General features: G+C 62.9%; 10 protein-coding genes. 5 read left to right on the top strand and 5 right to left on the bottom strand.

Annotated elements, in window-relative coordinates:
• Nucleotides 1–46: 46 nt before the first annotated feature.
• The 5 genes from ACKUUH_RS14560 to ACKUUH_RS14540 all read right to left on the bottom strand — a co-directional run bounded on the left by ACKUUH_RS14560 (nt 47) and on the right by ACKUUH_RS14540 (nt 4967).
• Complete coding sequence (locus ACKUUH_RS14560) at nt 47–1420, bottom strand: type II restriction endonuclease (protein ID WP_407950638.1); 1374 nt, start codon at nt 1418–1420, stop codon at nt 47–49.
• Nucleotides 1417–1872 (bottom strand): very short patch repair endonuclease, encoded by a 456-nt coding sequence (locus ACKUUH_RS14555; protein WP_407950637.1) that lies wholly within the window; start codon nt 1870–1872, stop codon nt 1417–1419. Before ACKUUH_RS14555 ends, ACKUUH_RS14560 begins: the two co-directional genes overlap by 4 nt.
• Complete coding sequence (dcm, locus tag ACKUUH_RS14550; RefSeq protein ID WP_407950636.1) at nt 1865–3169, bottom strand: DNA (cytosine-5-)-methyltransferase; 1305 nt, start codon at nt 3167–3169, stop codon at nt 1865–1867. Before dcm ends, ACKUUH_RS14555 begins: the two co-directional genes overlap by 8 nt.
• 197 nt (nt 3170–3366) lie before the next feature.
• On the bottom strand, nt 3367–3687 hold the full coding sequence (locus ACKUUH_RS14545; RefSeq protein WP_407950635.1) for a 2Fe-2S iron-sulfur cluster-binding protein: 321 nt from the start codon (nt 3685–3687) through the stop codon (nt 3367–3369).
• Between the two features lie 59 nt (nt 3688–3746).
• Nucleotides 3747–4967, bottom strand: a complete 1221-nt coding sequence (locus tag ACKUUH_RS14540; RefSeq protein ID WP_407950634.1) for an NAD(P)/FAD-dependent oxidoreductase — start codon at nt 4965–4967, stop codon at nt 3747–3749.
• Nucleotides 4968–5592: 625 nt separating this feature from the next.
• Between ACKUUH_RS14540 and tsaE the strand changes: the two genes are divergently transcribed.
• The 5 genes from tsaE to addA are packed head-to-tail and all read left to right on the top strand — an operon-like array spanning nt 5593 to nt 14436.
• The gene (gene tsaE, locus ACKUUH_RS14535; RefSeq protein ID WP_407950633.1) at nt 5593–6087 is read left to right on the top strand and encodes a tRNA (adenosine(37)-N6)-threonylcarbamoyltransferase complex ATPase subunit type 1 TsaE; all 495 of its coding nucleotides are present in this window, start codon (nt 5593–5595) and stop codon (nt 6085–6087) included.
• Nucleotides 6084–7181, top strand: coding sequence for an aminoglycoside phosphotransferase family protein (locus ACKUUH_RS14530; RefSeq protein WP_407950632.1), 1098 nt, complete (start codon nt 6084–6086; stop codon nt 7179–7181). The genes tsaE and ACKUUH_RS14530 overlap by 4 nt, the downstream gene beginning before the upstream one ends.
• 4 nt (nt 7182–7185) lie before the next feature.
• The gene (locus tag ACKUUH_RS14525) at nt 7186–7899 is read left to right on the top strand and encodes a nucleotidyltransferase family protein (protein ID WP_407950631.1); all 714 of its coding nucleotides are present in this window, start codon (nt 7186–7188) and stop codon (nt 7897–7899) included.
• 37 nt (nt 7900–7936) lie between these two features.
• Nucleotides 7937–10972 carry a double-strand break repair protein AddB gene (gene addB, locus ACKUUH_RS14520; protein WP_407950630.1) on the top strand — a complete coding sequence of 1012 codons (3036 nt, stop codon included), beginning with the start codon at nt 7937–7939 and terminating at the stop codon, nt 10970–10972.
• Entirely contained in the window at nt 10969–14436 is a 3468-nt protein-coding gene (gene addA / locus ACKUUH_RS14515) for a double-strand break repair helicase AddA (RefSeq protein ID WP_407950629.1), read from the top strand. Before addB ends, addA begins: the two co-directional genes overlap by 4 nt.
• The last annotated feature ends 54 nt before the right edge of the window (nt 14437–14490 follow it).

Raw genomic sequence — 14490 nt, 5'->3', positions numbered from 1 at the left:
CCTTCAATTGACGGACTCTACTCAAATCTGGAGGAAGTTCAGGGGCTCACGTCACCTGCATTGACCAAAACTTGAGGTTCGGTTGGATGACTTCGCTACAAAATTCTTTGAAACTGACCACGTTCTTGTGATCCTTGTATTCTGTTTCTTTTGACAGTCTCAAGCTCTCGGGGATCACGAGATGAACGCCGAAAGAGGCCATATCCTCAATTGAACTTCCTGCAATATTCTCGTCCACGGTCGTCAGGAAAAGTCTGCGCTTCCCTTTCTCTCTTTCAACCTGCTTCCACCTCTCCCGAAGCGTGGTTTTGGCGCTCAGGATCAAACCGGTCTTCGCATGCTTTGTTCCGCGGTCGACGAACGCTAGAGAGGGCAGAACGAAATCCGGTCGTTTCCGTGCCTCGATAATCACTTGCTTCTCGAACGGAATATTGCCGTCGAGAAGCATCGATTCGATATGGTGTTCGTAAGAGTAGCCGGCCCGGGACTTGCGCTGCTGGCTGGCGGAAAGCATTAGGGCGTCAATCGCAGGCAATGTGTCGATAAGCCTTCTAATGATGCTCGGGACCGCAATCTCGCCCGGCGTGTCACCAAGCACCAGACGGACCAGTTCGACAGCGCGCTCTCGGCGCTGATAATCGCGAAACAGGTCCCACTCGATAATACGGCTAATTTCTCGCAGCGCGTCGCCCGGTCTATCAAGGTCAAACGGGTTGGTCTTGTCGAGACCGTACTTCTCCAGAAAGGCCCGTCGGGCCTTCGCCGCCAGCGCAACGGTTGAAGGCATTGCGGCGTTATCTTTCGCAAAAGTGGCTATGCTTCCCCTCGTCCACGCCGCGACAACCTGTTCGGCAAAATCGAGAATTCGGCCGCGCTCCTCTGCCTTCCGTTCGGCAGGCTCGAAGATGTCTACAAGAAAGTCCGCTGCGAGATTAAACAGCTCCGCGAGCAAAAGAACCTCGTCGCTGCCGGAATCAATCGTCAGACATTCGTAGCTGTACTCGCTGCCTGATGAGAGACGCCCCATCACGAGAAGAGATGCTGGCGATAGTTCGATGAACGCCTCTTTCGGCAGACCGGTCATATGAGTTTCTTGGCCCTTGCTGGTATAGTGAACCAGCCTTGACCGCTTTTCCGCCACGCTGGTCTGAGGCCAGGCCGTGGTGAAGTATACTTCTCGAATTTCATCTGCTTCTGCATTGCCTCGCGCTTTCGCAGTCAAGGCAGGGAAAAAGCCGCTGTCTCGTTGCTCATGGGGAATATAGACTCCGGCCTGGTGTTTATTTGTGTATCGAGCCCAGTCTCGATCATTGTTGGAAAGCTTCTTGACCAGCACCTGATCTGATCTCTCAAAAAGCCGCGCAAGAAGGTCGGCGTCTGCGCCGGACGAACCGACCGCAATTTCGTTTTGGTCTGTCAATCTCTTCCCCTGATCTTGCGGTTGCTCCGGCCCGAGCGAAGCCAGATTGCAATAGATGACACAGTTTCGTCGAGGTTGCGTCTTGTTCGGCCCTTCAATGCACACTCCCAGACAATGAGCACACGCCATCCCTGCGCATGAAGCGCGGCGACTGCCTTTTCATCGTTTTGCCGATTGGCAGTGATTTTCTGTTGCCAGAATTCGGTGCGGGTTTTGGGCCATTTGAACAAATGGCAGTCGTGTCCATGCCAGAAGCATCCGTGCACGAATATAACGGCACGCCAGCGGGGTAGAACAATGTCAGGTTTCCCGGGCAGGTTTCTGGCATGAAGGCGATAGCGGAAGCCGAGTGCATGCAGTCCGCGCCGGATGGCAAGTTCCGGCTTCGTATCCTTTCCCCGGATGCCGGACATCATCCGGCTTCGGGTGGCGGGTGAGACGACGTCAGCCAACTTCCATCTGCAACTGCTGCGCCTTCCTGTGGGCCGCAGGAGAAGTCCTTTCAAAGAGTTCTCCAGGGTCCATGATACGCAGTATGTGAGGTTTCATGTATCTGGCGATTTCGGCGACAACGGGCACTACGACCGCGTTGCCAAATTGCTTGTAGGCTCGCGTGTCGGATACGGGAATATCCATACGGGTTTCACGATCGGAGTCGAACCCCATCAATCTCGCGCATTCACGCGGCGTCAGTCGCCGGGGATTCTTGCCGGGCTGGGCAATCAGGATTTCGCTGCCATCCTTGTAGTAACGCGCCGATAGCGTACGTGCCTTGTCTGTTGGCCTGTTGAGCCCGAAGCCGAACCCGTTCCCCGCTGCCTTGTGTTTCGCGGCATATCCTTGCAGATAGCTCCACAGGTGGTCTGAGAGGGTATATTTCGGGTCGACAAAGGTGCGGAGACCAAGGCGTCCGATCTTCTTCTGTATCGTAAACCGTTCTTCCGGAGTTTCGTCCGGCGAGTGGAGGACCTCCGCAAGCGTCGGCCCTTTTGTCGGATCGCGAAACTCCAGACGATTGAAATCGAAACCGGTGTCTTCCCGGAAACCGGCAATGAAGATGCGCTCGCGATGCTGCGGCACATATCCCTTCGCATCTATAACGTGACAACTGATCCTGTAGCCAAGATCATTTTCAAGAGCGCCTTGAATGGTTCTGAATGTGTCGCCTTTGTTGTGGCTCTTCAGGTTCTTGACGTTCTCAAGCAAGAACGCCGCAGGGCGGTGATGTTTCAGAATGCGCAACACGTCGAAAAAAAGCGTGCCTTGCGTCTTGTTCATGAAACCATGCTCGCGCCCGAGAGAATTGAGTTTGGAAACCCCTGCGATGGAGAATGGCTGGCAGGGGAAACCTGCAAGCAGAACGTCGTGCTCCGGGATATCGGTTGCATCGACCTGGGTAATGTCTCCGGCGATCTCATGGTCGCCCGGAAAGTTGGCGCGGTAGGTTCGCTGGGCATATGTGTCCCACTCGCTGGTGAAGACGCACTTTCCACCTGCAGCCTCGAAACCTCTCCGCATACCTCCTATTCCAGCGAACAGATCGATAAACGTAAAGTCCGAACTCTCCGGCTCTTGCGGCTTTCGCGATTCCAGCCGGTGAGTCAGGACCTCGACAAAGGCGCGGCGAGGCGCTGTCTCTCCTGTCTCCCATCGCCGGACGGTTTTGGCGCTGACATCCAGAATCTCGGCTGCTTCGTCGATGGAAAGACCGTTCTGCTCGCGCAGGGAACGAAATGCATGATCTTCCAAGGACGCCTCCGTGAATCTGGGACAAAAATGGACAATGTGTCCTATGTATTGCCCAGATGCAGAACGACGTCAACGTAAATTGTACCTGCTTTGTTCTTATTGGGAAGCTAAATTTCGAGAAGACGGCGCCCCAAGGGGCGCCGTTCTGATTCTATCTCCGCGCCTCGCAATGACGAGTGAGGGTAGGGAGTGAAAACCTAGTGCTGGCTCTCCGGCATCTGCACCTTGATGCCGTCAAGCGCGTCGCTGGCGACGAGCTGGCAGGAGAGCCTTGAATTGTCTTCGCGGCGCTCGCAGAAATCGAGCATGGTCTCTTCCATCGTCTCGATTTGCGGCAGCTTGCCCTTCCACTCCTCCGGCACATAGACCATGCAGGTGGCGCAAGCGCAGGCGCCGCCGCAATCGCCGTCGATGCCGGGAATGCCCTGCTTCACCGCCGCTTCCATCAGCGTGGTGCCGTTCGGCACGTCGATCGTGTGTTCGGTGCCGTTATTCTCGATATAGGTAACTTTCGCCATTGAACTGAAACGCCTCCGCGCCCTTCTCTTGTTGTTATCTTGTTGGTCCCGCCGCGGCTTCAGCCCGCGATCTCTTTCATGTTGATGCTCTCGTCGGCGATGCGCGCGGGGTCGAGCACCGCCTTCTTCTGCGTGAGAATTTTCGACATCATGAATTCCGGCGCGCGGTTCACCGCGTCCACCGCCACGAGCACGCCGTCCTTCAGATAGAACACCGCGAAGCTGCGCCCGCTCGTCGGGTCGCCGCGCACCACGGCCTGCGTATAGCCTTGCGAAAGCCCCACGATCTGCAGCTTGAGGTCATACTGGTCCGACCAGAACCAGGGCACCTGGTTGTAGGGCTTCTCCTTGCCGGCCAGCGTCGCCGCCGCCGTCTTGCCCTGTTCGATCGCGTTGTGAACGCTTTCGAGGCGCAGCCTGTGGCCGTAAACCGCGTTCGGATGGCTGGTGCAGTCGCCCGCCGCGCAGATATCGGGGTCGGACGTGCGGCAGAACTCGTCCACCACGATGCCGTTCGAAACCTCGAGCCCCGCTTCCGCTGCAAGCTCCGTGTTCGGAATGATGCCGATGCCCACCACCACGAAGTCGCAAGGATAGCTCTTGCCCTCGCCGGAGCTGACGGCGGTGATCTTGTCCTTGCCCTCGAAGCCCGCCACCGTCACGCCCGTCTCGATCTTCACGCCTTCTTCGCGGTGCACGCGCTCGTAGAAATGCGAGACGATGGGGTCGACCACGCGCGCCATCACGCGGTCCGCCGTTTCGAGCACGGTCACGTCCAGCCCACGCTTCGCCGCAACGGCGGCCACCTCAAGGCCGATATAGCCGCCGCCCACAACGACCATCTTCGCGCCTTCGCGGAAATGCGACTGGATCGATTTCACGTCGTCGATATTGCGCAGATAGTGAACGCCTTCGAGCTCGAAGCCCGGCACGTTCAGTTCGCGCACGCGGCTGCCCGTCGCGATGATGAGCTTGCCGTAAGCATATTCGCGGCCGTCGCCCGTCAGGATGCGCTTGTTGCGGCGGTCGATCTCCGTCACGCGCGTGCCCCAATGCGTTTCCACATTGGCCTGCGCGTAGAAATCTTCGCCCTTCAGCTCCACGCGATCATAGCCGATTTCGCCGGCAAGGAATTTCTTGCTCAGCGGCGGGCGCTGATAGGGCGCATAGGGTTCGTCGCCGAAAAGCCGGATCGCGCCTTCGAAGCCTTCCGCGCGCAGGCTCTGCACGGCCTGCGCCGCCGCCTGTCCCGCGCCGATGATGAGAATATCGTCCGCCATCTTCCTCCCTTGCTCCTGCCGCGTTCTTTCGCCGCAATTTCATCCGCATAAGGATGAATTCGGAGCCACTCCATATATAGATGTCATCCCGGCGGAAGCCGGGACCCATGGACCTGTCGGCTTGCCGGGCAATCTGCTTCCGCCCCCGACCTTCCGCCGCCCCCACGCAGCATCTCCGGAAATTATGCGGAGGTAAACTACGCAAACACCGGACTTTAATACCCGTTTTTCGAGGGACTGGCCCCAGCCGCGCTCGCGGCGGATCGCCGCGCGCGGGATTATACCACGCCAAAAAATGACGCCTGCGTCAACTTTTTTGTGGCCATCCGGCCGGGGCGGGGCGTCGCACCATTATGGAGAATGATAAGGGGGCAGAAAAATCTTCTCCCCATGGCCCTTATCCCCGGTTCCGCTCCGGTCGGAGCGCCCCGCCGCGTCATGTGACAGTTCGATGACATTTCGATGACAGTCGTCCGTGTTTGTCCCCGGGTGCGGGGACAAAGAGCGCCGGTCGCGGGGCCATCGCCATACCGGAAATTTAATCCGGCTACGGAGGATTGCGAGGCCCGGAGGGCGCGCTCGCTGCCCCCTTGCCGCTTCCCGCGCCCCCGCGCTACAAAGTCCGATGGACGGAAAACCGGCGGCGATCCTCGAATTCGACCTCCCTTCCGAGGCGGCCACGCGGCGTCTCGGGGCGGCGCTGGCGCGCCTCGTCGCGCCCGGCGATCTCCTCCTGCTCAGGGGCGATCTCGGCGCCGGCAAAACCGCGCTCGCCCGTGCCCTCGTGCAGTCGCACCTTGGCCAGCACGGCCTTTCCGACGACGTTCCCTCGCCGTCCTTCACACTCGTCCAGACCTATGAGAGTCCGGCACTTCTCGTCACCCATGTGGATCTCTACCGCGTCGAGGATCCTTCGGAACTGCGCGAACTCGGCCTCGCCGAAGCAGTGGACGAAGGTGTCGTCATCGTCGAATGGCCTGAGCGGGCCGAACGGGAAATACAGCGCCTCTCGCGCGACCGTCTCGACATCTCCCTCACTCTCGTGAGAGAAGGCATGCGTCACGCGCGGCTTGAAGGCTTTGGTAGCTGGGCCGCGCGGCTCGAGGGATTGACGATTTGACATCGCGCGAGGAAACGATCCGCGCCTTCCTCAAGGAAGCGGGCTGGGATGAGGCGGAGCGCCGTCCGCTCGCGGGCGATGCGTCCACGCGGCGCTACGAGCGCCTGTCGCTTGGCGGCCGCCCCGCCGTGCTCATGGATTGGCCCGCCGGGCCCGACGCGCCGGTCAGCGGCACTCACGCCGCCTACAGCCGCATCGCGCATCTCGCCGAAGACGTCCGGCCCTTCGTCGCGATCGGCGAACATCTGCGCGGCCTCGGTCTCGCCGCGCCGGAAATCTACGCGCGCGATCTCGGCCACGGGCTTCTGCTGCTCGAAGATCTCGGCGACCATGTCTATGGCGCGCTGATCGAGAAGGGTGAGGGGCCTTCCGGCGAAACGCTGGACGAGCTTTATCGCGCGGGCATCGAAACCCTGCTGCGTCTGCAATCCGTTCCCGCGCCGCTCGCGCTTCCCGTCGGCGATAGCGGTGCGGACCACATCGTCCCGCGCTTCGACGACAGCGTCTTCCGTGCCGAACTCGATGTCTTCCTCGATTGGTATTTTCCGGCCGTCCTTGGCCGCGAGGCAACGCCCGCGATGCGCGAGGAATATCACACTCTCTGGACATCGCTTCGCGTCCATGTGGATGCGGGCGTCGAAACGCTCTTCCTGCGCGATTATCACTCGCCCAACATGCTCTGGCTCGGGGCCGCGCCAGAGAACAGGAAAGGCGCCGCGCGCGTCGGCCTCATCGACTACCAGGATGCCTTGATCGGCAACCGCGCCTACGATGTCGTCTCCTTCCTTCAGGATGCGCGCCGCGACGTGCCGGCGGAACGCGAACAGGCGATGCTCGCGCTTTATGTCGATCGCGCGAAGGCGGAGCTTTCCCGTTTCGACGAGGAAGAGTTCCGCGCGTCCTATGCCGTTCTCGGCGCGGAACGTGCGCTGCGTCTCATCGGTCTCTGGCCGCGCTTGTTGAAGCGCGACGGCAAGCCGCAATACATGGCGCATATGCCGCGCACCATGGATTATCTCTCGCGTAATCTCGCGCACCCCGCGCTGGCGCCGCTCCGCGTCTGGCTCGACGCGCATTTTCCGGACAGGACGTGAGGAGATGAAGATCAAACGCGCAATGGTCATGGCGGCGGGCAAGGGAACCCGCATGCGGCCGCTGACGGATACGATGCCGAAGCCGCTCGTGCCCTTCGCGGGAAAGCCGCTCATCGACCACGTGCTCGACCGTCTCGACGAAGCGGGCATCGAGGAAGCGGTGGTGAACGTCCATCACTTCGCGGACATGCTGGAAGCGCATCTCGCGGTTCGCGCGCGCGGCCCGCGTATCGTTCTTTCGGATGAGCGCGCCGAATTGCTCGACACCGGCGGCGGCACGAAGAAGGCTTTGTCTTTCCTCGGCGACGACCCCATCGTCACCTTCAATTCCGATTCCGTCTGGGTCGAGGGTCTCGGCTCCAATCTCCGCAACCTCATCGACGCCTTCGATCCGGAGCGCATGGATGCGCTGCTGATGATCGCGGACGCCGCCCGCACCATCGGCTATGTCGGCCGCGGCGACTTCACCATGGACCCGGTCGGCGCACTCGCCCGCCGCGTTCCCGCCACCACCGCGCCTTTCGTCTTCGCAGGCGTCCAGGTGGTCTCTCCCGCGCTTTTCGCGGAGGGACCGGACGGCCCCTTCTCGACCAATCTCATCTGGGACCGGCTGATTGAAAAAGGCCGCCTTTTCGGCCACCGCATGACGGGCGTCTGGATGCATGTCGGCGCCCCGGACGATCTTGCCGAGGCGGAAGCCTTCCTGCGGGATTTGTGATCCCATTTCCGCTCTCCGTCGCGCTACCATGGCGTCCATGAGAGCCGATTCCCTGACACTCTTCACCATGCCGCCCGGCACGCCGTTTCTCGAACGGCTGGCACAGGCGCTCGTCGCCGATTCGTCTCTTGGCGGGCGCTTTCAGGGATCGCCGGCTCTCGCCGATTTCACGATCCTGCTGCCGACACGCCGCGCCGTTCGCGCGCTTGGTGATGCGTTTCTCCGTGCGGGCGACGGCGCCGCGATGTTGCTTCCCTCGATCCGCGCGCTGGGCGATGTCGATGAGGAGGAACTCGTGCTCGATCCGGCGGGCCTCGGTGTCGAGGCGCTTGATCTGCCGCCGGCGATGCCCGCTCTCGAACGCCAGTTGCGTCTTGCGCGCATGATCGCCGCTGAAAGCGGCGACGGCGAGGTGCGCGCGCTTGCGCTCGCCGCCGATCTCGGCCGCTTCCTCGATATGGTGCTCACAGAGGGCGCGGACATGGGCGCGCTCGCCGCGCTCGTGCCGCAGGAATTTGCGGATCACTGGCAGATCACGCTCGACTTCCTGAAGGTGCTGACCGCGCGCTGGCCGGAAGAACTTGAGCGGCTCGGCTTTATGGAACAGGCGGAGCGCCGCAACCGCCTCCTTCGCGCGCAGGCCACCGCGTGGAGAAACGCGCCGCCCGCGGGGCCCGTCATCGCGGCGGGATCGACGGGCTCAATCCCCGCCACCGCCGAACTTCTTCGCGTCGTTACACATCTGCCTCGCGGTGCTGTCGTGCTGCCGGGCCTCGATCTCGATCTCGACGAGGAGAGTTGGAACGCAATCGGAGATCCCGCCACGGCCTCCCATCCGCAATACGGCATGAAAAAACTTCTCGGCCACCTTCGCGCCACGCGTGCCGATGTCGAGCCATGGCCGGGCACAGCACGGTCGGCAGGCGCCGCCGCGCGCGCGCGGTTCCTCTCCGAGGCGCTGCGTCCTGCCGAGACGACGGAAAAATGGCTCTCCCGTCTTGCCGCGCTGAAAGAGCAAGCCCCCGAAGGGCTTGCCGGCCTCTCGATGATCGAAGCGCCGGGCGAGCGCGACGAAGCGGGCGCCATCGCGCTTCTGATGCGTGAAGTGCTCGAGACGCCCGGCAGGACGGCAGCTCTCGTCACGCCGGACAGGAAACTCGCCCGCCGCGTCGCGATGGAACTTCGCCGATGGAATGTGGAGGTGAACGATTCCGGTGGCGAGCCGCTGAGAAACACGGCGCCCGTTGCCTTCCTCCGTCTCGTTGCGCAAATGGTCGCCGAAGATTTCGCGCCCGTTCCCTTGCTCGCCTGCTTGAAACATCCGCTTGCGGCGGCTGGCAGCGAACCGGGCGCCTTCCGCGCCGAAGTGCGGATGCTTGAGAAATGGCTGCTGCGCGGGCCGCGCCCGGCGCCGGGTATCGAAGGATTGCGCGCGGCCATCCGTTCACTGAGCGAGGTTGCCGCACGGCGTGGGGGGGGCACTGCGGGCCCCGCCGCTCGCCTCGAAAACCTCATTGCGAAGATCGAAAGCTGCGCCACACCGCTCATCGAGGCGATGAACGAGCTGGGAGAGGCATCGCGTTTCGTTCTCGCACATATAGCCGCCGCCGAGCGATTTGCCGCAACGGCGCAGGAGCAAGGCCCGGAGCGCTTGTGGAAGGGAGAGGCGGGCGAGGCAGCGTCCGCTTTCATCCGTGAGCTGATCGAGGCAGCGCCCTGCTTCGGCACTCTCGATCCCGGCGCTTACGTCTTCTTCTTCGATGAGATTGCTGGCGCCCGCGTCCTCCGCCCTCGCTGGGGCGCGCATCCGCGGCTCTTCATCTGGGGCCCGCTCGAAGCACGCCTCCAGCATGCGGATCGCATGATCCTCGGCGGTCTCAACGAAGGTACCTGGCCCGCCGAAGCGAACATCGATCCATGGCTCAACCGCCCGATGCGGGCCGCCATGGGTCTTGAGCCGCCCGAGCGCCGCATCGGCCTTTCGGCGCATGATTTTGCGGAAGGCGCCGCCGCGCCAGAGGCCATTCTGATGCGCGCGCTGAAAGTCGAAGGCGCCCCCACCGTCGCATCGCGCTGGTGGCTCCGCCTTGAAAGCATACGCAGCGGCGTCGAAGCCGCTGCAGTGGAGAACACGAACCATTGGTGGCAATGGGCGCACAACCTCGACAAACCGGAGAAGGTGCTGGACCCCGTCCGTCCGCGCCCCGCGCCGCAGCTCTCATCAAGGCCGGATCGTCTCTCCGTCACGGAAATCGAAACCCTCATCCGCGACCCCTATGCGATCTACGCGAAAAAAATCCTGAAGCTTCCGGTGCTCGACCCGCTCGACGCCGACATAGCGGCGGCCGAACGCGGCACCATCATTCACGAGGCGCTTGAACGCTTTGTCGATGCCTTTCCAGACAGGATGCCGGACGAGGCCTTCGACAAGCTGATTGCCATCGGCGAGGAAGTCTTTGCCGGCGCCATCGGTCGTCCGGGCGTGGCCGCTTTCTGGTGGCCGCGCTTCCAGCGCATCGCCCGCTGGATCGTCGAGCATGAACGCGAGGAACGCGAAGGCCTTCGCCGCGCGGTCGCCGAAGCAAAGGGCGAAATCGAAATCGGCGCACTCGCGCGGCCGGTCACGCTGGTCGGCAAGGCCGACAGGATCGACATGCGCGACGATGGCACCGTCGACATCGTCGACTACAAGACGGGCGCATTGCCGAGCGTGAAGCAGGTCGAGATCGGCCTCGCGCCGCAATTGCCGCTTGAGGCCGCCATCGCCGCGCGCGGGGGCTTCCGGACGAAGGCTCCCGAAAACGCACCGATCCCGGAGGCCAAGACACGGCGCATGGTCTATCTCCGTCTCAGCGGCGGTGAAACGGCGGGCGAAATGCGCGTCGTCCCCGATCCCGGCGGCGCGCTCGCGGAAGATACCTATGCCTGGCTGGTCGATCTGCTGCGCCAGTACGAAGACGAAAACACGCCCTACCTGTCGCGCCCGCGTCCGATGTTCTGGGGCCGCTATGGCGATTACGATCATCTCGCGCGTGTGAAGGAATGGTCGTCGGCGGGAGATGACGGCGAATGAGCGGTCCGGCGCGAAAGAGCGGAACGGACGATGCGCAGCGCCGCGCCTCCCATCCGCTCACCTCCGTTTGGGTGTCGGCCAATGCAGGCTCCGGCAAGACGCACGCATTGACGACGCGCGTCGCCCGCCTGCTGCTTGCAGGAACGCAGCCCCAGCGTGTTCTTTGCCTCACCTTCACCAAGGCGGCGGCAGCCGAAATGGCGAGCCGTCTCTACAAGAGACTTGGCGGCTGGGCGACCATGGCCGATGAGGAGCTTTCGGCGGCGATCGAGGAAATCGAGGGCCGCAAGCCCGACGGAAAGATGCTGGATGACGCGCGCAAGCTGTTCGCTCGCGCCATCGAGACGCCGGGTGGCCTGAAAATACAAACGATCCATGCCTTCTGCGAAAGACTTCTCGGCCGCTTCCCGCTTGAGGCCGGTGTGCCGCCGCAATTCGAAATTCTCGATGAGCGCAGTTCCGGAGAACTGATGGACGAGGTGCGCGACACCGTGTTGAGGCGCGCCGGAGCCGAACCGGACACGCCGCTCGGACGCGCACTTGCGCATATCGTTTCGCGTGTCGACGAACTCGCCTTCGGAAAGCTCTTGAAGGAAGTGACCGGCCAGCGCGGTAACTTCGCGCGCATGCTCGACCGCTTCGGCGGCCTCGACGGCATCTGCCGGGCGGTTCGCGCGGCGCTTTCCGTCGAGCCCGGCGCCTCTGCCGGCGATCTCGTTGCTGAAATCGCGAACCTGCCCGAAGCGGCGATGCGCCATGCGGCGGAGGTGCTTTCCGGCGGCACGAAGACGGATGCCGAACGCGCGGCGCTTCTGCATGGCTTTCTCACCGGCCCCGACCACCGCGTCGAGCGGGTGGACGATTACACAGCCATCTTCCTGACGAAGGAGATGACGCCGCGCAAAACCCTCATGACGAAAAAGCTCGCAGAGCAGAATGCCACGGCGGCCCTTGCGCTGGAGGAGGAACAGGCCCGTATCGTTGCGCTTCTCGCCCGCGTTCGCGCCATCCGTGTCGCCGAGGCGACGGAAGCGATCGTGACGATTGCAATCGCCATTCTCGATGCGTTCGAGAGCGCAAAACGGGCGCGAGCTCTGCTCGACTACGACGATCTGATTGCAAAGACACGCGCGCTGTTGACGACGAGCAGCATGGCGCCCTGGGTGCTCTACAAACTCGACGGTGGCATCGACCATATCCTCGTCGACGAGGCACAGGATACGAGCCCCGAACAATGGGACGTCGTTGCGCGAATTGCGGACGAGTTCGTGTCGGGCACCGGCGCGCGCGACGTTGCGCGCACCATCTTCGCGGTCGGCGACGAAAAGCAGTCGATCTTTTCCTTTCAGGGCGCCGACCCCGCGCGCTTCGACGAGATGAAGCGCTATTTCGAGAAGCGCGTAAAGGCGGCGGAACTGCCTTGGGATTACGTGCCGCTCACGCGTTCCTTCCGTTCGGTCCCCGAAGTGCTCCGTGCGGTCGACCGCGTCTTCGAACTTGAGGTGGCACGCAACGGTCTGACCGCCTCGGGAGAACTCGATCCGCATATCGCACATCGCGACCTCGATGCGGGTCTTGTCGAGATCTGGGAGCTTGAAGAGCCGGAGGAGGGTGAGGAGGCGAGCCCCTGGGATGCACCGCTCGACTACATGACGGGCGAGGCGCCCATGTCCCGTCTTGCGGCACGCATCGCATCGACTATCGACGGCTGGCTGAAGAGCGGAGAGAAACTTCTCGCCAAGGGCCGGCCGATTGAGCCCGGCGACATCCTCATTCTCGTGCGCCGCCGCAATGCCTTTGTGGGTGAGATGGTTCGTCACCTGAAGGCGCGCGGTGTTCCGGTCGCGGGCGCGGACCGCATGGTGCTCACCGAGCAGATGGCGGTGATGGATCTCGTTGCGCTCGGCCGCTTCGTGCTGCTGCCGGACGACGATCTCACGCTCGCAACGGTGCTGAAGGGGCCACTTGCCGGTCTCGATGAAAATGAGCTCTTCGATCTCGCATGGGCACGGAAAGGCTCGCTCTGGAAGACCCTGCGCGAAAAATCGAAGGGGAACTCGCGCTATGCGGAAGCGGAGGCTTTGCTCTCGCGGCTGCTCGACCGTGCGGATTTCGAGCCGCCTTACGAATTCTTCGCGCAGGTGCTTGCGGGTGAGGACGGCCGCCGCCGCTTGCTGGCGCGGCTCGGTCCCGACGCGGCGGACCCGATCGACGAGTTCCTTTCGCTCGCGCTCGAATTCGAGCGCAGCCACCCGCCTTCGCTTGAAGCTTTCCTTCACTGGCTGGAGCGCGGCGCGGCCGAAATCAAGCGCGACATGGATCAGGGCCGCAACGAAGTGCGCATCATGACGGTGCATGGCGCGAAAGGCCTCGAAGCCGAAATCGTTTTCATGCCCGATACATGCGCCGCACCGGGCGGTGCGCACGATCCCGCACTCCTCGCTCTGCCGCCGCTCGAAAAGGACGGACCGGAATTGCTGCTCTGGCCCGTGCGAAAGAAGGATGAGGACGAGGTGAGTGCCGCCGCGCGCGCCTTCCGCCGCGAGCTTCAGGCGGCGGAATACAGGCGGCTTCTATATGTCGCGATGACGCGCGCCCGCGACCGGCTCTACATCGCCGGCTATCGCGGCGTGAATCCGCCCTCCGGAGAGTGCTGGTATGAGCTCGCCCGCAGCGCGCTTCTGGCGGATGCGACGCAGGCCGAAACGTCCGATGGCCGGATCGTCTGGCGCATCGAGGGCGAGCAGCGGCGCGAGGTCGAAACGGAGGAAGCGGCGGCGAGGCCGGAGCCCGCCGAACTGCCTGCCTGGGCGTCGAAGGCTGCGCCCGAAGAACCCGCGCTCGTCCGCCCGCTTGCGCCCTCGCGTCTGCCGCCCGAGGGCGTCGCGGAGCCTGTCGTTCTCTCTCCGCTCGCCGATGACGGAACGAAGCGCTTCCGGCGCGGCAGTCTCATCCATCGCCTGCTCCAGACGCTTCCGGATGTCTTGCCGGAAAAACGTCACGCGGCGGCGGCGCGCTTTCTCGCCTTGCCCGCGCACGGTCTTTCCGGCGACGAGAGAGAGGAGATCGAGAGCGCCGTCTTCCGCGTTCTCGACGATGAACGCTTTGCCGATGTCTTCGCGCCGCCGAGCCGCGCCGAAGTGCCGGTCACGGGAACGATCGAGTTTCGCGGGCGGACGCTTCTCGTCGGCGGCCAGATCGACCGTCTCTGCGTGACCGAAGAGGCAGCGACGATTGTCGACTACAAGACGAACCGGCCGCCGCCCCTCGCGCTCGACCGGGTGCCGGAGGCCTATCTCGTGCAGATGGCGGCCTACCGCGCGGTGCTCGCCCGGATTTATCCCGATCGTGCGATTCGCTGTGGATTGCTGTGGACGGATGCGCCGGAACTCGTGGACCTGCCCGCGGAAATGCTGGAAATGGCGCTAAGCCACGCAAAACCTGCGGCAATCGGGCAACCTTGACCTTGCGGGAGGGCATTCCTAGATTCAAGCCAACTGAACCAGTACCCGTATCAG

Origin of the sequence: Parvibaculum sp. (genome assembly GCF_045863935.1) — a bacterium.
In the GTDB taxonomy this organism is placed as follows: Bacteria; Pseudomonadota; Alphaproteobacteria; order Parvibaculales; family Parvibaculaceae; genus Parvibaculum.
The sequence above is the reverse complement of the archived record's forward strand: the minus strand, read 5'-3'. Positions and strand labels throughout refer to the sequence as shown.

Bases quoted from the DNA above. Each gene is read 5' to 3' on its own strand.
- ACKUUH_RS14545 (WP_407950635.1), bottom strand. From the start codon at position 3,687: ATGGCGAAAGTTACCTATATCGAGAATAACGGCACCGAACACACGATC.
- ACKUUH_RS14540 (WP_407950634.1), bottom strand. From the start codon at position 4,967: ATGGCGGACGATATTCTCATCATCGGCGCGGGACAGGCGGCGGCGCAG.
- tsaE (WP_407950633.1), top strand. From the start codon at position 5,593: ATGGACGGAAAACCGGCGGCGATCCTCGAATTCGACCTCCCTTCCGAG.
- ACKUUH_RS14525 (WP_407950631.1), top strand. From the start codon at position 7,186: ATGAAGATCAAACGCGCAATGGTCATGGCGGCGGGCAAGGGAACCCGC.
- addB (WP_407950630.1), top strand. From the start codon at position 7,937: ATGAGAGCCGATTCCCTGACACTCTTCACCATGCCGCCCGGCACGCCG.
- addA (WP_407950629.1), top strand. From the start codon at position 10,969: ATGAGCGGTCCGGCGCGAAAGAGCGGAACGGACGATGCGCAGCGCCGC.